The sequence below is a fragment of the Streptomyces sp. NPDC043996 genome, assembly GCF_056435225.1.
Genome location: NZ_JBWKEY010000026.1, coordinates 34,441 through 53,648, shown reverse-complemented (window position 1 = coordinate 53,648; position 19,208 = coordinate 34,441). Strand labels below are relative to the sequence as shown.

General features: G+C 72.9%; 18 protein-coding genes. 10 read left to right on the top strand and 8 right to left on the bottom strand.

The window, feature by feature from the left end; translation table 11 throughout:
* Window positions 1-30 precede the first annotated feature (30 nt).
* From AC07A4_RS40920 to AC07A4_RS40895, 6 genes are all read right to left on the bottom strand, one after another.
* A complete protein-coding gene (locus tag AC07A4_RS40920; protein ID WP_478609581.1) occupies window positions 31-876 on the bottom strand; it encodes a sulfurtransferase in 846 nt (281 codons plus the stop codon).
* Between the two features lie 142 nt (window positions 877-1,018).
* Entirely contained in the window at window positions 1,019-1,099 is an 81-nt protein-coding gene (locus AC07A4_RS40915; protein ID WP_361843195.1) for a putative leader peptide, read from the bottom strand.
* Between the two features lie 260 nt (window positions 1,100-1,359).
* Window positions 1,360-2,112, bottom strand: coding sequence for an LmeA family phospholipid-binding protein (locus tag AC07A4_RS40910; RefSeq protein WP_478609578.1), 753 nt, complete (start codon window positions 2,110-2,112; stop codon window positions 1,360-1,362).
* 149 nt (window positions 2,113-2,261) lie between these two features.
* Window positions 2,262-3,515, bottom strand: coding sequence for a hypothetical protein (locus AC07A4_RS40905; protein WP_478609576.1), 1,254 nt, complete (start codon window positions 3,513-3,515; stop codon window positions 2,262-2,264).
* A gap of 1 nt (window position 3,516) precedes the next feature.
* A complete protein-coding gene (locus tag AC07A4_RS40900; RefSeq protein ID WP_478609574.1) occupies window positions 3,517-3,771 on the bottom strand; it encodes a MoaD/ThiS family protein in 255 nt (84 codons plus the stop codon).
* Window positions 3,772-3,802: 31 nt separating this feature from the next.
* Window positions 3,803-4,648, bottom strand: a complete 846-nt coding sequence (locus tag AC07A4_RS40895) for an alpha/beta hydrolase (RefSeq protein ID WP_478609572.1) — start codon at window positions 4,646-4,648, stop codon at window positions 3,803-3,805.
* 303 nt (window positions 4,649-4,951) lie between these two features.
* On the opposite strand from AC07A4_RS40895, the gene AC07A4_RS40890 reads away from it, so the two are divergent.
* The 6 genes from AC07A4_RS40890 (at window position 4,952) to abc-f (ending at window position 12,172) form a co-directional block, all read left to right on the top strand.
* Window positions 4,952-5,752, top strand: coding sequence for a response regulator transcription factor (locus AC07A4_RS40890; protein ID WP_478609570.1), 801 nt, complete (start codon window positions 4,952-4,954; stop codon window positions 5,750-5,752).
* Between the two features lie 23 nt (window positions 5,753-5,775).
* The gene (locus AC07A4_RS40885) at window positions 5,776-6,798 is read left to right on the top strand and encodes a LacI family DNA-binding transcriptional regulator (protein ID WP_478609568.1); all 1,023 of its coding nucleotides are present in this window, start codon (window positions 5,776-5,778) and stop codon (window positions 6,796-6,798) included.
* Window positions 6,799-6,923: 125 nt separating this feature from the next.
* Window positions 6,924-7,883, top strand: coding sequence for a S1C family serine protease (locus tag AC07A4_RS40880; protein ID WP_478609566.1), 960 nt, complete (start codon window positions 6,924-6,926; stop codon window positions 7,881-7,883).
* Window positions 7,884-8,189: 306 nt separating this feature from the next.
* Window positions 8,190-8,930: a response regulator transcription factor gene (locus tag AC07A4_RS40875; RefSeq protein WP_478609563.1), complete on the top strand. Its 741-nt coding sequence runs from the start codon at window positions 8,190-8,192 to the stop codon at window positions 8,928-8,930.
* Window positions 8,927-10,396 carry a HAMP domain-containing sensor histidine kinase gene (locus AC07A4_RS40870; RefSeq protein WP_478609560.1) on the top strand — a complete coding sequence of 490 codons (1,470 nt, stop codon included), beginning with the start codon at window positions 8,927-8,929 and terminating at the stop codon, window positions 10,394-10,396. Before AC07A4_RS40875 ends, AC07A4_RS40870 begins: the two co-directional genes overlap by 4 nt.
* 138 nt (window positions 10,397-10,534) lie before the next feature.
* On the top strand, window positions 10,535-12,172 hold the full coding sequence (abc-f, locus tag AC07A4_RS40865; protein WP_478609557.1) for a ribosomal protection-like ABC-F family protein: 1,638 nt from the start codon (window positions 10,535-10,537) through the stop codon (window positions 12,170-12,172).
* Between the two features lie 160 nt (window positions 12,173-12,332).
* Here abc-f and AC07A4_RS40860 read toward each other — a convergent pair whose 3' ends face one another.
* Complete coding sequence (locus AC07A4_RS40860; protein WP_478609555.1) at window positions 12,333-13,547, bottom strand: LmeA family phospholipid-binding protein; 1,215 nt, start codon at window positions 13,545-13,547, stop codon at window positions 12,333-12,335.
* 88 nt (window positions 13,548-13,635) lie between these two features.
* Window positions 13,636-15,495 (bottom strand): bifunctional metallophosphatase/5'-nucleotidase, encoded by a 1,860-nt coding sequence (locus AC07A4_RS40855; protein WP_478609553.1) that lies wholly within the window; start codon window positions 15,493-15,495, stop codon window positions 13,636-13,638.
* A 305-nt stretch (window positions 15,496-15,800) separates the two neighbouring features.
* Between AC07A4_RS40855 and mshD the strand changes: the two genes are divergently transcribed.
* From mshD to AC07A4_RS40835, 4 genes are all read left to right on the top strand, one after another.
* The gene (gene mshD, locus AC07A4_RS40850; RefSeq protein ID WP_478609550.1) at window positions 15,801-16,745 is read left to right on the top strand and encodes a mycothiol synthase; all 945 of its coding nucleotides are present in this window, start codon (window positions 15,801-15,803) and stop codon (window positions 16,743-16,745) included.
* A 105-nt stretch (window positions 16,746-16,850) separates the two neighbouring features.
* On the top strand, window positions 16,851-17,270 hold the full coding sequence (locus AC07A4_RS40845) for a GntR family transcriptional regulator (RefSeq protein WP_478609547.1): 420 nt from the start codon (window positions 16,851-16,853) through the stop codon (window positions 17,268-17,270).
* Entirely contained in the window at window positions 17,267-18,169 is a 903-nt protein-coding gene (locus AC07A4_RS40840; protein WP_478609545.1) for an ATP-binding cassette domain-containing protein, read from the top strand. Before AC07A4_RS40845 ends, AC07A4_RS40840 begins: the two co-directional genes overlap by 4 nt.
* A complete protein-coding gene (locus tag AC07A4_RS40835; RefSeq protein WP_478609543.1) occupies window positions 18,166-19,110 on the top strand; it encodes an ABC transporter permease in 945 nt (314 codons plus the stop codon). Before AC07A4_RS40840 ends, AC07A4_RS40835 begins: the two co-directional genes overlap by 4 nt.
* The last annotated feature ends 98 nt before the right edge of the window (window positions 19,111-19,208 follow it).

Below are 19,208 nucleotides of genomic sequence, written 5' to 3'. Positions count from 1 at the left end.
TCCTAGAGGTCTCGGGGGAAGGGCGGCGGACTACTTGTTGGCGCCGAGCTCGATCGGCACGCCGACGAGGGAGCCGTACTCGGTCCAGGAGCCGTCGTAGTTCTTGACGTTCTCGACGCCGAGCAGCTCGTGCAGGACGAACCAGGTCAGGGCCGAGCGCTCACCGATGCGGCAGTACGCGATGGTGTCGGTGGCCAGGTCGACGCCCTCCTCGGCGTACAGCGCCTTGAGCTCGTCGTCCGACTTGAAGGTGCCGTCGTCCTTGGCGTTCTTCGACCACGGGATGTTGCGGGCGCTGGGCACGTGGCCGGGGCGCTGCGACTGCTCCTGCGGCAGGTGGGCCGGGGCGAGGAGCTTGCCGGAGAACTCGTCGGGCGAGCGCACGTCGACCAGGTTCTGGGAGCCGATGGCGGCGACGACGTCGTCGCGGAAGGCGCGGATGGACTGGTCCTGCGGCTTGGCCCGGTAGGTGGTGGCGGCGCGCTGCGGCACCTGGGAGCCGTCGACCAGGTCGCGGGAGTCGAGCTCCCACTTCTTGCGGCCGCCGTCGAGCAGGCGCACGTCCTGGTGGCCGTACAGCTTGAAGTACCAGAAGGCGTACGACGCGAACCAGTTGTTGTTGCCGCCGTAGAGGACGACCGTGGAGTCGTTCGCGATGCCCTTGGCGGAGAGGAGCTTCTCGAAGCCCTCCTGGTCGATGAAGTCGCGGCGGACCGGGTCCTGGAGGTCCTTGGTCCAGTCGATGCGGATGGCGTTCTTGATGTGGTTCTTGTCGTACGCCGAGGTGTCCTCGTCCACCTCGACGAGGACGACCTTCGGGTCGTCGATGTGGGCCTCGACCCAGTCGGCGTCTACCAGGACGTCGCTGCGGCTCATGCGTTTCTCCTCCGGAGCAGGTGCGGCGAAGCTGAACGGTGAGGTGCGGGTACGCGGGTACGGGGAGGCACGGGCGTACGGCACGTGAGGGCCCTGACGGATGTCAACGGGCCGGGGGGAATACGGGAGTCGGGCATCCCGCTCAGAGAGCGCGACAGAGCATGGCGGCGACGCGGCACAGGTCCACTGCCCGCCGCTTCGTGAGATCCGCCTGTCGGTGCATGGGTCCGATCGTAGGGACGGGGGGACGGCCGTGTCACCGGGGTGTCGGATGGTGAGACGATTTCGTCCAGCATGTGAGCGGAGTGCCGCTTTCCGGCCGCCGCCGGGGGCGCGCCGCCCCGTTCCCGCGGGAGGAATGCGCGCCCGCCATCTGAAGGACGGACACCCGCGTCTCGTACTACGGACAGCGGGCGCGGCAAAACCGGCGCGCCGGACGAAACCGGAGGCCGGGGTCAGGACACCGGACCCCGGCGGCCGGGCTCAGGAGACCAGGTCGACGTTCTCGCCCTTGACCGCCACGTCCACGCCGTCCGGCGCGGCCCGCACCGTGTCGAGGCGGATGCCGCCGGGCAGGTCGGTCACCTTCTCCTCGAAGTCGGTGACGTCGCGGACCAGGCCCTCGGGCAGCGGGACGCTGACGCCGAGCACGTCGAGCTTGTCCGGGATCTTGTCGGCGTGCACGCGGATGGTGTCGCCCTCGACGCTGACCGAGCTGAGCACGTGCACCGGCTTGGGCAGCTTCGTGCCGTTCTTGCTCACCTCGACCGCGACCTTGATCTTGCCGTCGCCGCCGTCGGAGAGCCCGACGACCCGGCCCTTCGCGCCGAGCGGCAGCTCGACCGGCTCGTCCTGGGCGGTCTTCAGGAGCTCGTCGTAGGAGATCCGGGCGACGCCCGCGGCCCGGTCGGCGGTGGCGGAGCTGTAGTCGCTGGAGAAGTCGACGCCGTGCATGGTGGCGCTCAGGTCGGCGATGCGCAGAGTGTCGCCGTCGGACTTGGCGTCGTAGTCCTTCATCGTGACCTCGACGTCGTCGAGCTTGCCGCCGAGGAACTGGGTCAGGAACGGGAAGCCCTTGATGGACACGTCCGGGGTGCTGCTGAGCCCCTCCTGCGTCTTGATCTTCTCGGCCGCCTCGCTCTCCGCGTACGAGACCGCGAAGCGGTCGGCCGCGACGAACAGGCCGCCGAGGACCACGACGACGATCAGGAGTATGCGTATCGCGCGCTTGCTCATGCCTGGTTTCCCGTTCCCCCGCCTCAAGAGTCAGTTGCCGCGAGCCTAAAGGACAGGTCCCCGGCCGGAGCGCCCGGCCGGGGACCTGTCGAACAGCTGTGACGATCGCCTCGCACCCGTACGAGTCGGACACGCCGCGTCCTCGGGGGTCAGCCGATGGCGCGCCCCAGGAGGTACACGGCGGGCGCCGCGGCCGCGAGCGGCAGCGCGACCCCGGCCGTGAAGTGCACGAACCGCGAGGGGTAGTCGTAGCTGGCCACGCGGTGGCCCACGACCGCGCAGGCGCCCGCCGCGAGGCCGAGAAGGGCGCCGCCCGAGCCGAGGTCGGTGGCGCCGCCCACGGCGATGCCCGCGCCCGCGGCGGCGAGCAGCGCCACGACGACGGACGCCGGGGTGGGCAGCGGCAGCGCGCGGGCCAGGACGGCCGCGGCGACCGCGACGCCGCCGACGGCCGCCGCCTCGTGCGCGGCGGCCAGGTGCCCGGCGGCGATGATCGCGAGCGCGCTGGAGGCGACGGTCGCCATCAGGCCGTACATGCGCTCGTCGGCGCCGGCGCGGCTGCGCAGCTGGAGCACGAGCACCAGGAGCACCCAGACGCCGAGCGTGCCGAGGATCGCGGCCGGGGCGTGCCCGTCGTCGGTGGCGAGCAGCGCGACGTCGGCGACGACGCCGCCGAGGAACGCGAGCGCGATGCCCTGGCGGGCGGGCCACATGCCGTTGAGCCGGAACCAGCCCGCGGCGGTCACGGCCTGGAGGAGCACCAGCGGCACGAGCAGCCCGTACGGACCCACGGCCGCGCCCCCGGCGAGGAGCAGCCCGAGCACGGCGGTGAGCAGCGCGGGCTGCATCCCCGGCTCGATGATCGGCGACCGCCCTTCGGCACGGGCGCGCTGAGCGTCAGTTATCCGGGCGTTACCGGTGGTGGTGGCGGGTCCGTAGGAGGGTCCGGCCTCTTCGGGGGTTCCCTCCTCGGTCCCGTCTGTGGGCGGCTGGTCCGCCCAGAGGGCGGAACGGGCGGGCACAGCCCCACCGCCGGGTTCCGTGTACTGGGGCTCGGCGTAAGGGGCATAACCGGAGGCATCGGGCGCGGGGGCGTACCCGGAGGCCTCGGGCGCGGGGGCCCACTGGGGCGCGGGCGCAGCCGCCTGCGGCGGCAGATACGCCGTCTCCGTCACGTCCGCCACCGGCGCCACGCCACCGACCTGGGTCTCCCAGGTCTGCCCCTGCCACTGCTGGGTGTGGTCCTGCTGCCCGGCATACGGGTCCTGGTACCCCCACTGCGGCTGCGACGGCTGCTGCTGTTGCTGCTGCGCCTGCTGCTGATAAGGGTCATAGGGGTCGTACCCCTGCTGTTCGGGATACCCGGGGTATCCCGGATACCCCTGGTGCGGCTGGTCGCTCAAGTCATCCTCCTGCGAACGGCGGGAGCACCTCGACCGTGCCGCCCTCGGCCAGACGTACCGTCTCATGGGCACGCGTACCCACGGGGTCGCCGTCGATGAGGAACGAGCAGCGCAGCAGGACGCGCTCCAGCTCCCCGGGGTGTCGCACGCGGGCCGCGTTCAGCGCGTCGGCCAGCGTGGCCTCGGCGTAGGGCTCCTCGGCGACACCGGCGGCCGCCTTGGCGGCAGCCCAGTACCGGATCATCCCGGTGGCCATCCCACGCCTCCTCTCGTCCGTCTCTCACGCGTCACTCGGCGGTTGCCGACGTCCATGATGCCGTGGCCCAGACGGCGATCCGCCCAAGGAGCGCCTCGTCCGCCGCGTGCTCCGCGTGCCCCATGCCCGCCTCCAGCCAGAGCTCCGCCGCGCCGTCCGCGGCGGCGGCCAGCATCCGGGGATGGTCCAGCGGGAAATAGGGGTCGCTGTCGCCGTGCACGATCAGGAGCGGCGTCGGCGCGAGCAGCGGCACCGCCTCGGTCGGCGACAGCGGCACCGGGTCCCACTCGCGCGCGTGGATGCGGGTGCGCAGGCCGAGCCGCCCCACGACCCGGCCCGCCGGACGCGTGACCAGCCAGTGCAGCCGCCGCATGGGCGCCGTGCCCCGGTAGAACCAGCGGGCCGGAGCACTGACGGCGACGACCGCGTCAACCCGCGCTTCCGTGCGCCCCCTGTGCAACGCGGCCTGGCGGAGCACGACGGAGCCGCCCATGGAGAAACCGACCGTCACCACGCGCGCGTGCCCGAGCGAGCGCGCCCACGCCACCGCCGCCGCCAGGTCGAGCACCTCCCTGTCGCCGACCGTGGAGCGCCCGCCGGACTCCCCGTGCCCCCGAAACGAGAACGTGACCACGGCCGCACGCTGCGCGAACGCCCGCGCCGCACGCCGTACGTGCGGCCGGGCGCGGTCCCCGGTGAAGCCGTGCGCCACCACGATCGCGGGCCCGCCGACCGGGCCAGGGCCCGGGTCGTACGCGGCGTCGATCGTTACCCCGTCAGCGGTACGAAGCGTCGTACGCAGCGTGGCGCTCCGCTGAACGCGAGTGAGCGGGGGCACAGAAGATCGCGCCGTTTGACCTGCCGGACCGGAACTCATGTGGGCTATTCTGCTGCGCAGAGGATCCGGGCAACGCAGCCCCCGGGTCCTTTCGTGCTTTCTGTGACCGGGCCCAGCGGACCCGGTGTGCGGGCCGGTGACAGTGCGGTCGGCGGCCCGGAGTAAACGAAGCCTCAAGAACGGCGAGCGCGACGGCCTCCCAGGGCGCGGGAGGTGTAGCAACGTACGAAGCAGTGCCCCAACGTCCTCGCACGGGACCCGAGGAGGAACCGACGTAATGGGCGAGCGAAACGTGCACGGCAGCCGGTCGGACCGGCCGACCCCGCGGGCAGGTGGGGTCCGATGAGTTCCCTGCTGCTCCTGACCAACGCCCTCCAGCCGTCGACGGAGGTGCTGCCCGCGCTCGGCCTGCTCCTGCACAACGTGCGGGTGGCCCCCGCCGAAGGCCCCGCCCTCGTCGACACCCCCGGTGCCGACGTCATCCTGGTCGACGGCCGCCGCGACCTGCCCCAGGTCCGCAGCCTCTGCCAGCTCCTGCGCTCCACCGGGCCCGGCTGTCCGCTGGTCCTCGTGGTCACCGAGGGCGGCCTCGCCGCCGTCACCGCCGACTGGGGCATCGACGACGTCCTGCTCGACACGGCGGGCCCCGCCGAGGTCGAGGCGCGCCTGCGCCTGGCCATGGGCCGCCAGCAGATCACCGCCGACGACTGCCCCATGGAGATCCGCAACGGCGACCTCTCCGTGGACGAGGCGACGTACAGCGCGAAGCTGAAGGGCCGGGTCCTCGACCTGACCTTCAAGGAGTTCGAGCTGATCAAGTACCTGGCGCAGCACCCGGGCCGGGTCTTCACGCGCGCCCAGCTCCTGCAGGAGGTCTGGGGGTACGACTACTTCGGCGGCACGCGGACGGTGGACGTGCACGTCCGGCGGCTTCGCGCGAAGCTCGGCGTCGAGCACGAGTCGCTCATCGGCACCGTGCGCAACGTGGGCTACCGCTTCGTCGTACCGGAGAAGCCGGACAAAACGGTCCGCGCGGCCGACGAGGACCAGCCGAAGTCGACGCGGGCGAGGGCCAAGGACGCCGCGGCCGCCGCCGCGGCGCCCCCGCGGGAGGAAGCCGTCGCACGCCCTGCTCAGGGCTGACTCCATCCGCGTAGACTGCGCGCGTGGCCAAGGTGACGCGGGACGATGTGGCGCGACTGGCGGGTACTTCGACCGCGGTCGTGAGCTACGTCATCAACAACGGCCCCCGGCCGGTCGCCCCGGCCACGCGCGAGCGTGTCCTCGCCGCGATCAAGGAGCTGGGCTACCGCCCGGACCGGGTCGCCCAGGCCATGGCGTCGCGCCGCACGGACCTCATAGGCATGATCGTGCCGGACGCGCGCCAGCCGTTCTTCGCGGAGATGACCCACGCCGTCGAGCAGGCGGCGGTCGAGCGCGGAAAGATGGTCCTCGTCGGCAACGCCGACTACGTCGAGGAGCGTGAGACGCACTACCTCCGCGCCTTCCTCGGCATGCGGGTCTCCGGCCTGATCCTGGTCAGCCACGGCCTGAGCGACCAGGCCGCCGCGGAGATCGACGCCTGGGACGCCCGCGTGGTGCTCCTGCACGAGCGGCCCGAGGGCATCGACGACGTCGCCGTCGTCACCGACGACATCGGCGGCGCCCAGCTCGCCACCCGGCACCTGCTCGAACACGGCCACGAGTACGTCGCCTGCGTCGGCGGCATGGCCGAGACCCCGACCGTCGGCGACCCCGTCTCCGACCACGTCGAGGGCTGGCGGCGCGCGATGCGCGAGGCCGGGCGCTCCACCGAGGGCCGCCTCTTCGAAGCCCCGTACAACCGCTACGACGCCTACCAGATCGCCCTCGGCTTCCTCGCCGCCCCCAACCGCCCCACGGCGATCTTCTGCTCCACCGACGACCAGGCCATCGGCGTGCTGCGGGCCGCCCGCGAGCTGCGCATCGACGTGCCGGGCGAGCTGGCCGTCGCGGGCTTCGACGACGTGAAGGAGGCGGGCCTCACGGACCCGCCCCTCACGACGGTCGCCTCCGACCGCCCCGCCATGGCCCGCGCGGCCGTCGACCTGGTCCTCGACGACGGCCTCCGGGTCGCGGGGTCCCGGCGCGAGCGCCTGAAGCTGTTCCCGTCGCGCCTGGTGGTACGCCGGTCCTGCGGCTGCGGCTGACGCCTGGGTTTCCGGCCTGACCGGCGCCTCGCGCCGCTGGGCCTTATCTCGGGCAAACAGGGTTCTGCCGGGCTTCTCAGGGCCGGTTCAGACGGTTCTCATGTGCGGCCAGCAGGCTCGGGGACATGACAGAACCCTTCCGCCACCACAGCGAATACCCGGCCCCGCCCGCCTACGCGCCCGTGGCGCCCGCGCCCGCCCCGCGGCGCGCGAAGGGCCCCGTCGCACTGCTCGCCGCCGTCGCGCTCGCCGCCGCGGCCGTCGGCGGCGGCACCGCCTACGCCGTCCAGACCCTCACCGGCGGCTCCGACGGCTCCGGCGCGAAGAACATCAACGGCACCAGCGTCTCCACCGGCAGCAAGGGCACCGTCGCCGGCGTCGCCGCCGCGGTCACGCCCAGCACCGTCGAGATCAACGCCACCACCAACGCGGGCAAGTCCACCGGCTCCGGCGTGATCATCACGTCCGACGGGGAGATCATCACCAACAACCACGTCATCTCCGGCGCCACGTCCATCACGGTCAAGACCAGCGACGGCAAGACCTACCGGGCCAAGACCGTCGGCACGGACAGCGCGAAGGACCTCGCGCTGATCAAGCTGGAGGGCGCGTCCGGGCTGCGGGCCGCGAGCCTCGGCGACTCCGACGGCGTCAAGGTCGGCGACCAGGTCGTCGCGATCGGCTCGCCCGAAGGGCTGACCGGCACCGTCACCAGCGGCATCGTCTCCGCGCTCGACCGGGACGTGACCGTGTCCGCCGACCCCGGCAAGGGGCAGGAGCGGCAGGGGTCCGGCGGCGGGTGGCCGTTCGAGTTCGGGGGGCAGGAGTTCAACGGGGACACGGGGTCCTCGAAGACCACGTACAAGGCGTTGCAGACCGATGCCTCGCTCAACCCCGGGAACTCCGGGGGTGCCCTCATCGACATGAACGGGAACATCGTCGGCATCAACTCCGCGATGTACGCGCCCAGTTCGGCCGGGGGTGGCGGGGGCGGCGAGTCCGGGAGCGTGGGGCTGGGGTTCGCCATCCCGGTCAACACGGTGAAGGCGGACCTGGCGAAGCTCAGGGCTGGCGCCGAGGGCTGACCCTCGCGGGGCGCCCCAGACCCGCCCCTTCCCGAACCGGGTGCGGCTGCCCCCGTTCCCCCGCTCAAAGATGTTGGCGCTTCGCGCCTCGTCCTCAAACGCCGGACGGGCTGGATCTGTCTCAGCCACGGCCGGGGATCTTCAGCCCGTCCGGCGTTTGAGGACGAGGCCGCAGGCCGATGCTTTTGGGGGTCCAGGGGGCGCAGCCCCTTGGTTTCGGGAAGGGGCGGGGTGGGGGAACACCTCCGCCGTGCGACGCTGATAGCGGCCCCCGCCCACCCCGTACCCCGAGGAAGACGACACCCCATGAGCCCCGCCGAAGGCGACCCGCAGCGGATCCTGATCGTGGACGACGAACCCGCCGTACGCGAGGCGCTCCAGCGCAGCCTCGCCTTCGAGGGCTACGCCACCGAGGTCGCCGTGGACGGCGCGGACGCCCTGGAGAAGGCCGCGGCCCACCGCCCCGACCTGGTCGTCCTGGACATCCAGATGCCCCGCATGGACGGCCTCACCGCCGCCCGCAGGCTCCGCGCCACCGGCTCCACCACCCCCATCCTGATGCTCACGGCCCGCGACACCGTCGGCGACCGCGTCTCGGGCCTGGACGCGGGGGCGGATGACTACCTGGTCAAGCCGTTCGAGCTGGACGAGCTGTTCGCCCGCATCCGCGCCCTGCTGCGCCGCAGCTCCTACGCGGTGGCCGCGGGCCAGGCCGCCGACGGCGACGTCCTGGCCTTCGCCGACCTGCGCATGGACCTCACGACGCGCGAGGTGACGCGCGGCACGCGGACGGTGGAGCTGACCCGTACGGAGTTCACGCTGCTCGAACTGTTCCTGGCGCACCCGCGCCAGGTGCTCACGCGCGAGCAGATCCTCAAATCGGTGTGGGGCTTCGACTTCGAGCCGACCTCCAACTCCCTCGACGTATACGTCATGTATCTGCGCCGCAAGACCGAGGCGGGCGGCGAGCCGCGCCTGGTGCACACGGTGCGGGGCGTGGGGTACGTGCTGCGCGCGGACGGCGCGGGAAGCGGCGGCCGGGAGTGAGGCCGTCGCTGCGCCACTTCCGCGCGCTGCCGCTGCGCTCGCGGCTCGCGCTGCTCGTCACGACGGCGGTCGCGGTCGCCGTCGCGGCGGCGGCGGTGGCGTGCTGGTTCGTGGTGCGCGACGCGCTCGTCAGCTCGCTGGACGACGCGCTGAGCAGCAACCGCCCGAGCGACGACGCGGTGCTGCGGCGCGTCGACGACGTCACCGGGCGCTGTCTGACCACCTTCCCCGACAGCCGCCAGAACCCGGACCTGTTCAAGCAGGTCATCCAGGTCGTCGACGCGGACGGCGGCAGCTGCGTCATCGTGGGCCGCCAGCCGGTCAAGGTCACAGGGGCGGACACGCAGGTCGCCCGGCGCACCTCGGCGGGCGAGTACCACGACGCGAGGGCGGCCGACGGCGCCAAGTACCGCGTCTTCACCTACCCGCTGGCGAACCGGACCCTCGCCGTCTCCGTGGCCCGCCCGCTGAGCGAGGTCGAGGACACACTGAACAACCTCACTCTGGTCCTGATCGCCGTCGCCGGATTCGGCGTCCTCGGCGCCGGTGCCGCGGGCCTGTGGGTGGCCCGTACCGGACTGCGCCCCGTGGACGAGCTGACCGCCGCCGTCGAGCACGTGGCCCGTACCGAGGACCTCGACCTGCGCATCCCGACGGACGAGGCCAGCGACGACGAGATCGCCCGGCTCTCCCGGTCCTTCAACGCGATGACGTCCGCGCTCGCCTCATCGCGCGACCTCCAGCAGCAGCTGATCGCGGACGCGGGCCACGAGCTGCGCACCCCGCTGACCTCCCTGCGCACCAACATCGAGCTCCTCGCCCGCAGCGAGGAGACCGGCCGCGCCATCCCGCCCGACGACCGCAAGGCGCTGCTCGCCTCCGTCACCGCGCAGATGACCGAGCTGTCCTCCCTCATCGGCGACCTCCAGGAGCTGTCACGCCCGGACGCCGCGCAGGGCGGCGGCCGGGTCCAGGTCGTCGCGCTGCACGACGTCGTGGACACCGCCCTGGAGCGGGCGCGGCTGCGCGGCCCCGAGCTGGAGTTCGCCGCGGACCTCGCGCCGTGGTACGTCCGCGCGGAGCCTCCGGCCCTGGAGCGGGCCATCGTGAACGTCCTCGACAACGCGGTGAAGTTCAGCCCCGCGGGCACGGCCGTCGAGGTCGTGCTCAAGGACGGCGTCCTGACGGTCCGCGATCACGGCCCCGGCATCCCGGCGGACGAACTCCCGCACGTCTTCGACCGCTTCTGGCGCTCCCCGACGGCCCGTGGCCTGCCAGGATCGGGCCTCGGCCTGTCGATCGTGGCCCGCACGGTGCGCCAGTCCGGGGGCGAGGTCACCCTCGGCCCGGCGGACGGCGGCGGCACGGTGGCGACCGTACGGCTGCCGGGTGCGGGCGCGCCGCCGCCGGGCCCGCCCGCGACACCACCGCCGACGGCCGGGCCCACCGAGCACGCGGCGACCTGAGAGGCAGGTCACACCCATAACGAGACGCAACGTCTTGCCTGGTGCGAGGTGAGGCGCTAGGGTGAAGCTCGTTCATGACGAGACGATACGTCTCGTCACTTCATGAACGGTCCCCGTCGCCCACGAAAGAAGCCCCACTTGTTCCGTGCCCCAGCAGCCTCCGCCACCTCCGCCGCCACCTCCGTCCACACCGCCGCCTCCCAGCTCACCCTCACCGACGTCACCAAGCGCTACCCCCACCACGTCGTCCTCGACCGTGTCTCGCTCACCGTCCGGCCGGGCGAGAAGGCGGGCGTCATCGGGGACAACGGCTCCGGCAAGTCCACGCTCCTTCGGCTGCTTGCCGGGGCCGAGCGCCCCGACAACGGCACCGTCACCGTCGTCGCCCCCGGCGGCACCGGCCACCTCGCGCAGACCCTCGACCTGCCGGACACCGCCCGCGTCGGCGACGCCGTCGACCTCGCGCTCGCCGAACTCCGCGCGCTGGAGCGGAAGATCGAGGTCGCGGGCGCGCGCCTCGCCGACGGCACCCCGGCCGCGTACGACACGTACGCCGCCCTCGTCGAGGAGTTCGAGGCGCGCGGCGGATACGGCGCGGACCGCCGGGTCGACGTCGCCCTTCGCCACCTCGGCGAGCACACCGCGCTCGACCGCTCGCGGCGCCTCGGGACGCTCTCCGGCGGGCAGCGCTCGCGTCTGGCCCTGGCCGCGACGCTGGCCTCGGCCCCCGAACTGCTGCTGCTCGACGAGCCGACCAACGACCTCGACGACGAGGCCGTCGCCTGGCTCGAGGACCGGCTGCGCGCCCACCGGGGCACGCTGGTCGCCGTCACCCACGACCGCACGTTCCTCGACCGCGTCACCGACACCATCCTGGAGGTCGACCACGACACCCGTTCCGTATGCCGCTACGGCGACGGCTACGCGGGCTACCTCACCGCCAAGGCCGCCGAACGCGCCCGCCAGGAGCGGGAGTACGAGGAGTGGCGCGCCGAAGTGGCCCGCCAGTCCCGGCTCGCCGACTCCCACATCGGGCGGCTCGACGCGATCCCCCGCAAGGCGCCCGCGGCGTTCAGCGGCGCCGGTGCCTTCCGGGCCCGGTCACGGGCGCACGGCGCGATGAGCCGCGTCCGCAACGCGCGCGAACGCCTGCAGCGCCTCGCCGAGGCCCCCGCGCCCCGCCCGCCCGAGCCACTGCGGTTCACCGCGCGGGTCGAGGGCACGGCGGACCGCGCGGTCGAGCTGGCGGACGTGCGCGTCCCCGGCCGCCTCTCCCTGGCCGGTCTTTCGGTCCCCGCCGGGGGCCGGCTCCTCATCACAGGACCGAACGGCGCGGGCAAGTCCACCCTGCTGCGCGTCCTCACCGGCGAACTGACCCCGGAGCCCGGCGCCACGGTCCGCCGCCCCGAGCGGGTCGGCCTGCTCCGCCAGGTCGAGGCCCCCCTGGACCGGATGACGGAGAGCCGCTCCCTGCTTTCCGCCTTCGGCGCCGACCGCGCCGACGAGCTCCTGGCGCTCGGCCTGTTCCACGAGCGGGACCTGGCCCGCCCGGTCCGCGACCTCTCCACGGGCCAGCGCCGCCGCCTGGAACTGGCCCGCCTCCTGACCCGCCCCCACGACCTGCTCCTCCTGGACGAGCCGACGAACCACATGTCGCCCGCGCTGGCGGAAGACTTGGAGTCAGCCCTGAGCACGTACGAGGGAACCCTGATCGTGGTCACCCACGACCGCCGCCTGCGCGCGTCGTTCCAGGGCCGGACCTTGGCTCTCTCCTGACCGCCGTCAGCCCCGCCGCTTCGCGGCGGATTTCTCCCACCCGCCCACCCTTACACCAGCGGCTGCTCCCGCACCCCCCGACCTAGCGGCTCGCGGCTGGGATTCCAGCCCGTCCGGCGTTTGAGGACGAGGCGCGAAGCGCCAATGGCTTTGAGCTGCCTCAGCCGAACCCGATCCCGTACCCCTTCACCCCCACCCGAATCCCATCCCCCCGCACGGTCACCGCACTCAACCGCATCGCCCCCTCCCCCGGCAGCCGCGGCAGCTCGAAGGAGAGGGAGAGCCGGTCCACGAGAACGGGCCGGGTCAGCCCGTCGAGCCCCTTGAGGAGCGCGGGGTCGAGACCGAGCCGCCGCAGCAGCTCGGGGTGGTCCATGGCGACGTCGAGGAGGTTGAGCCGTGTCACCCCGGCCACGAACCGCGGCGAGCCGGTCACGTCGTTCAGCTTGGCGTCGCTCTTGAGGGCCTCGCGGACGACGCGGTCCGGCACGCCGAGCCGGTGCGCGATCGTCGGCACGGCGAGCAGCGCCTTGGCCCGCGCGGACTCGTCCGCCACGCGCTCGGCGGAACGGCGGCTCAGGTGCAGGCCCTCGCTGGGGCGGCTGCCGGGCCGGTAGGTGGCCAGGTCGCCGATGTCGAGCCGCATCCGGTCGATGTCCGTGGCGATGCCGCGCGCGCCGACCCGCTCGATGTGGGCGTCGGCCCGCACCTTCACATCGTGCCCGGCGACGGGCAGGGTGCCGCGCGCGAGCACCTGGTCGCGACCGTGGCCGGTGAACGTGACCTGGGAGGCGCCGAGTTCGCGGTTCAGGTCGTCGAAGGAGAGGAGCACCTCGCCGCGCATCGAGTTGATGACGGCGCCGGTCAGGGAGGTGGGCCCGGAGCCCTTGAGGGTCACGTCGCTCGCGGTCGCGGAGACCTTGGCGAGGGAGACCCGGTCGGCGGCGACGTCGGGGACGGTGACCCGCACCCGCTCCAGGCGCTGGTCGAGGACCTGGGTCAGGAAGGGGAAGCCCTCGATGTCGACTTCGGGCGCGGCGCTCAGGTCCAGCTGGTCCTTGAGCCTGTCGGCGGCCTCGTGCTCGGCGTACAGCAGGGCCCAGCGGTCGGCGAGGACGAGGAAGGCGGCGCCGACGGCCAGCGCGATCAGCGTCTTGGCGAGGAGGGGAAGCCCAGCGAACCGGTTGCGGCGGCGACGGCTGCCGCGCCGGTGGTTGGGCGGCGCCCACGGCTCGTCGGCGGCGTCGTCAGCGTCACCGTCGGCCTCGGCCTTGAGGAACTCAGCCAACGGCCGGGACGCGAGTTCGCCCAGTTCATCGTAGGGATTGGGCTTGGGCAGGGGGTCAGTTGTGGCTATGCGGTGGGGGGAACGCATCGAGAGATCTCACCATACGTTCACACCCCACCCCAAGCCTCACTGCGGAGAGTTACTTCACAACCGCTACTTCACCACGGTGATACCGCTACTTCACCACGGTGATGCGGTCCGCCTTCGGCGGCGCGATCGGCTTGTCGGCCGTGGAGTTCGCGGCGAAGTAGTCGTTGAGCGCCTTCAGGTCATCCGCGCCGACCAGCGGCTTCGTGCCCTTGCCGAGCTCGCTGAAGCCGTCGCCGCCGCCCGCGAGGAAGGAGTTCAGGGCGACGCGGTAGGTGGCGTTCACATCCAGCGGCTTGCCGTCCAGCTTCACGGAGTCGGCGACCACGCGGTCGGCGCCCGACTTGGTCATGTCCAGCGTGTACGTGAGGCCGTTCGACACCTGGAGGATCTTCGGCGAGGCCGCGTTCGGGCCGCTGACCTGCTGGCGCAGGGCGGTCAGGAGCTGTGCCCCCGTGAGGTCGACGAGGTTCACGGTGTTGGCGAAGGGCTGCACGGTGAACGCCTCGCCGTAGGTCACGACGCCGTCGCCCTCGCCGCCGCTCGCCTTGTGGACGAGGTCGGAGCGGATGCCGCCCGGGTTCATCAGGGCCACGGCGGCCTTCGGGTCCAGGGACTTGGCGTGCGCGAGCTGCGCGTCGGCGATCAGGTCGCCGAGCGGGGACTCGGGCGTCGCGGCGCCGCGGCCGGGGATGTCGGCGGAGATGTAGCCGACGGGCCGGTTGGCGATGGGCGCGGCCAGCTTGTTCCAGCGGTCGATCAGGCGCGTCATGTCGGCGGCCTTGGGCTGCGTACGGCTGACGACGCGGTTGGCGGACTTCACACTCGTCCGCACGATGTCCCGGGTCTTGCGGTCGTACGTGAGGGTGGTGTCCGTGTAGAGCTTCCCGTACGAGGACGCCGAGGTGACCATGCGCGGCTTGCCCGACGGGTCGGGGATGTTGCAGACGTACGCCTGGTGCGTGTGGCCGGTGACGAACGCGTCGACCTTCGGCGACGCGGCCTTGGCGATCTCGGTGATGGGCCCGGAGATGCCGTCGCCCGCGCCCGGCGAGTCGCAGTCGTAGTTGTAGGCCTGGCTGGCCGGGGAGCCGCCCTCGTGGATGAGGGTGACGATCGACTTCACGCCCTGCTTGTCGAGGATCTTCGCGTACTTGTTGATCGTCTTGACCTCGTCGTGGAACTTCAGGCCCTTGATGCCGTCGGCCGAGACGATGTCCGGGGTGCCCTCCAGGGTCAGCCCGATGAAGCCGATCTTCACGCCCTTGTGCTTCCACACCGAGTAGGGCTTGAGGAGGGGCTTGCCGGTCTTCTCCTTGGTCACGTTCGCCGTGAGGTAGGGGAAGTCGGCGCCCTTGAACTTCTTCGGCTTGCCGTGCTTGTCCTTCTCGTAGCAGCCGTCCTTGGGGTGACAGCCGCCGTTCTGGATGCGCGCCAGTTCCTTGGCGCCCTCGTCGAACTCGTGGTTGCCGACGCTGGAGACGTCGAGGTCCATCTTGTTCAGGGCCTCGACGGTCGGCTCGTCGTGGAAGAGCCCGGAGAGCAGCGGGCTCGCGCCTATGAGGTCGCCGGCCGCGGCGGTCACGGAGTACGGGTGGCCCTTGCGGGCCGTGCGCAGGGCCGTCGCCAGGTACTCGGCGCCGCCCGCGTCGATCTTCTTCTCCGTGCCGTCCGGCTGCTTCTCGGTGACCTGTCCCGAGGACCCCGCGGGCGCCTGGAGGTTGCCGTGGAAGTCGTTGAAGGAGAGCAGTTGCACATCGACCGTGCGCTTCTTGCCGTGGTGGCCCACGGCCGCCATCCGGTCCTCGCCGCGCTCCGGGCCCCGCTCCTGGCCCGCGGACGCGGGCAGCGCGGCGGCGAGCGCGCCGACGGTGGCGAGGCCTGCCGTGAGAGCGAGGGCGCGGGCGGCTCTGCGCCTGGGCCTGCGTGGCTGCGATGTGGCTGACACGGTTTCCCCTGGGGTGGTGTGGACGACTGGGGCCGTCCCGCAGCCTAAGGTCAACGCGCGTAGCGCAACAGAGGCCCGCTGGTTACAGCCTGATAGCCATTGGCTGACGTGAGCTGGCCGAAGGCCTTGCGCGGCGTGGAACCCACCCAGCCGCGAGCCGCTAGGTCGGGGGGTGCGGGGCAACTGCCGGTGTAAGGGTGGGCGGGTGGGAGAGTACCTAGCCCGTCCGGCGCTTGAGGACGAGCCGCGGAGCGGCGATGACGCCTGCTCAAGGCCCCCGGCCAGGCGCGGCGTAGGCTCGACGCATGACAGACGAGACGCCCGCCAAGGCCCCCGCCGCCCTCCGGCAGATCGACAGCCATGACGCGCTCACGGCCGAGCAGGCCGCCGCCGTGCTCGGGCTGCTCGACGCCGCCGCCCGCAGCGACGGCCAGCAGGCCGTGTCCGAGCAGGGGCGGCTCCAGCTGCGCGGCGGCGCCCGGGCGGGCGTACGGCATCTGCTGCTCCTCGTCGACGGTGAACTCATCGGCTACGCGCAGCTGGAGGACACCGACCCCGTGGAGGCCCCCGCCGCCGAGCTCGTGGTGCACCCGGCGCACCGCGGCCGCGGCCACGGCCGTGCGCTCGGCACCGCGCTGCTCGCGGAGTCCGGCAGGCGGCTGCGGGTGTGGGCGCACGGCGGGCACGCCGCCGCCCGCCACCTCGCCCAGGTGCTCGGGCTCACCCTGTTCCGCGAACTGCGCCAGATGCGGCGCTCCTTGGCGGGCCTGGAGCTGCCGGAGCCGGTGCTGCCCGAGGACGTGCGCGTACGGGCCTTCGTACCCGGCCAGGACGACGCGGCGTGGCTCGCGGTGAACGCCGAGGCGTTCGCGCACCACCCCGAGCAGGGCTCCCTGACGCAGCGGGACCTCGACGACCGCAAGGCCGAGCCGTGGTTCGACCCGGCCGGGTTCTTCCTCGCCGAGCGCGTGACAGCGGGCGGGGACCCCGAGCTGATCGGCTTCCACTGGACGAAGACGCACGCCGCGGAGCGCCTCGGCGAGGTGTACGTCCTCGGGGTGCGGCCGGGCGCGCAGGGCGGCGGCCTCGGCAAGGCGCTCACCGCGATCGGGCTGCGCCACCTGGCCGCCGCGGGCCTGCCCACGGCGATGCTGTACGTGGACGCGGACAACAAGTCCGCGGTGAGCGTGTACGAGCGCCTCGGCTTCACCACCCACGAGACGGACCTGATGTACCGCACGGAGTCCTAGCCTCCGCGCACCCGCCGAGCGACCAGGGGGCGGCGTCACTTGACGCCGCCCCCTCTCTTGCACCACCCTTTCACTACTCAATTAGTGAAAGGGTGGTGCAAGGCAGTGGTCGAGTACCGCATCGACCGGCGCAGCGGCGTCGCCACGTACCTCCAGATCGTCCAGCAGACGCAGCAGGCCCTGCGGCTCGGACTCCTGGAGCCCGGCGACCGGCTGCCCACCGCCCGCGAGGTCGTCGAGGCCACCGCCATCAACCCGAACACGGTCCTGAAGGCGTACCGCGAGCTGGAGCGCGAGGGCCTGGTCGAGGCGCGGCGCGGCCTCGGCACCTTCGTGCGGGCGACGCTCGGCAGCGCGCCCGCCGACTCCCCGCTGCGCGGCGAACTCGCCGACTGGGTCCGGCGCGCCCGCACCGCGGGCCTGGAGCGGGAGGACGCGGCGGCGCTGTTCGCCGCCGTGCTCGACGAGCAGTTCACCCGGCAGGAGCCCCTGCCGGCAGCGAAGACCGAGGGGGACCCCGCATGACCGACACCGCCATCGAGGCGGCCGACCTCACCCTGGCCTACGGACGGCGCCGCGAGCCCGCGCTGCGCGGCTGCTCCTTCCGGCTCGCCACCGGGCGCGTCTGCGCCCTCGTCGGCCCCAACGGCGCCGGAAAGTCCACGCTGCTCGCGCTCGCCGCGGGCCTCCTTCGGCCCACGTCGGGGCGGCTCGCCGTGCTCGGCGCCGACCCGGCCGCCGCCCGCCCCCGCGTCGCCTACGTCGCCCAGGACAAGCCCCTCTTCCCGCGGCTCACCGTGGCCGAGACGCTGCGCCTCGGCGCCGAGCTGAACCCCGCGACCTGGGACGCCGCGACCGCGCAGCGCGTCCTCGGCGACGGCGACGTGGCCCCGGGCGCCCGCGTCCGCTCGCTCTCCGGCGGCCAGCGCACCCGCGTCGCGCTCGCCCTCGCCCTCGGCAAGCGCGCCGACCTGCTGCTCCTGGACGAGCCGATGGCCGACCTGGACCCCCTGGCCCGCCACCAGCTCCTCGGCACCCTGCTCGCCGCGGCCGCCGAGCACGGCACCACCGTCGTGATGTCCTCGCACATCGTGGCCGAACTCGCGGACGCCTGCGACCACTTGCTGCTCGTCTCCGGCGGCCGGGTGCGCCTGGGCGGCGGCATCGACGACCTGCTGCACGCGCACGCCCTGGTCACCGGGGTCAGACCGCCCGCCGACCTGGCCCGCCACACCGTCGTGGAGTCCCGCGCGACCGGCCGCGGCACCACCGCCCTCATCCGCCCCGAAGGCCCCCTCAGCGACGGCTGGGAGGTCGAAGAGCCCTCCCTGGAGGAGCTGTTGCTCGCCCATCTGCGCTGCCCCGACGCCCCCGCGCTCATCACCCCGGGCACCACCCCGCGCCGTCAGGAGGTGGCCGCGTGAGCGCGCTCCCCACCCTCCTCAGCGGCCCGCGCTGGGCCGTCGTACGACTGCACCGCACCGCGCTGTGGGGCGCGCTCGCCGTCGCGGCGCTCGCCGCGGCCGCGACCCTCGCGCTGCGCCTGGGCGCCGAGCACAACGTCGGCAAGGGCACCTACCTGGGCTTCTCGGACAGCTCCACGTTCCTGGACCAGTACCTCAACAAGTCCTCCCTGGCCCTGCTGCTTCTCCCCGCGCTCATCGCCGCCTTCGTCGCGGGCCCCGTCGTCGGCCGCGAACTGGAGACCGGCCTGGACAAGTTCACGCTCACCCAGTCCGTCACACCGGCGCGCTGGCTGGCCGCCCGGCTCGCCCTGAGCACCGGCCTCGCCGCGGGCGCGGGACTCGCGGCCCTCGGCGTCCTCCGGCTCGGCCACTCCGACACGGTCGCCACCCCGACGACAATCCAGTGGATGGGCCGGGGGATGTACGAGACCACGGGCCCCGCCCTCATCGCCTACTGCGTGCTCGCCGTGGCCGTCGGCGCCCTGACCGGGCTCCTGGTGCGCCGCACCCTGCTCGCCGCCACCACCGCGGGCGGCCTCACCGGCGCCCTGCTGCTCGCGGCGGGCAGCTACCGCTGGGACCTGTACCCGACGAACACCGCCACCGGGGCCGCGAACAGCGAGAACTACTGGCCCCGGGGCCTGCCCTTCGACTCCTTCGTCATGGACCGGGGGGTGCGGAACGCCGCCGGGGACCGCTTCGACGCCTTCGACTGCCTGCCCAAGCCCTCGCCCGGCGACAGCTGCCCGGCGGACGTCCAAGTCGTGAGCTGGTACGCCGACTTCCATCCGCGCGCCCACTTCTGGCACGTCCAGCTCATCGAGTCCGGCATCGCCCTCGCCCTCGCGGCGGCCGCCGTCTACGCCGCGTTCCGGGTCCTTCGGCGGCGTACGCCCTGAATACCCCTCCCGTGTAGACGCCTGGGGGTCCCCATGCGCACTCCCAGGCGTCATGTCGGCGTAACCATTGATTCAGACAGGCTTGCGACGCTCACTCA

Bases quoted from the DNA above. Each gene is read 5' to 3' on its own strand.
- AC07A4_RS40920 (WP_478609581.1), bottom strand. From the start codon at position 876: ATGAGCCGCAGCGACGTCCTGGTAGACGCCGACTGGGTCGAGGCCCAC.
- AC07A4_RS40915 (WP_361843195.1), bottom strand. From the start codon at position 1,099: ATGCACCGACAGGCGGATCTCACGAAGCGGCGGGCAGTGGACCTGTGC.
- AC07A4_RS40910 (WP_478609578.1), bottom strand. From the start codon at position 2,112: ATGAGCAAGCGCGCGATACGCATACTCCTGATCGTCGTCGTGGTCCTC.
- AC07A4_RS40900 (WP_478609574.1), bottom strand. From the start codon at position 3,771: ATGGCCACCGGGATGATCCGGTACTGGGCTGCCGCCAAGGCGGCCGCC.
- AC07A4_RS40895 (WP_478609572.1), bottom strand. From the start codon at position 4,648: ATGAGTTCCGGTCCGGCAGGTCAAACGGCGCGATCTTCTGTGCCCCCG.
- AC07A4_RS40890 (WP_478609570.1), top strand. From the start codon at position 4,952: ATGAGTTCCCTGCTGCTCCTGACCAACGCCCTCCAGCCGTCGACGGAG.
- AC07A4_RS40880 (WP_478609566.1), top strand. From the start codon at position 6,924: ATGACAGAACCCTTCCGCCACCACAGCGAATACCCGGCCCCGCCCGCC.
- AC07A4_RS40875 (WP_478609563.1), top strand. From the start codon at position 8,190: ATGAGCCCCGCCGAAGGCGACCCGCAGCGGATCCTGATCGTGGACGAC.
- AC07A4_RS40860 (WP_478609555.1), bottom strand. From the start codon at position 13,547: ATGCGTTCCCCCCACCGCATAGCCACAACTGACCCCCTGCCCAAGCCC.
- mshD (WP_478609550.1), top strand. From the start codon at position 15,801: ATGACAGACGAGACGCCCGCCAAGGCCCCCGCCGCCCTCCGGCAGATC.
- AC07A4_RS40840 (WP_478609545.1), top strand. From the start codon at position 17,267: ATGACCGACACCGCCATCGAGGCGGCCGACCTCACCCTGGCCTACGGA.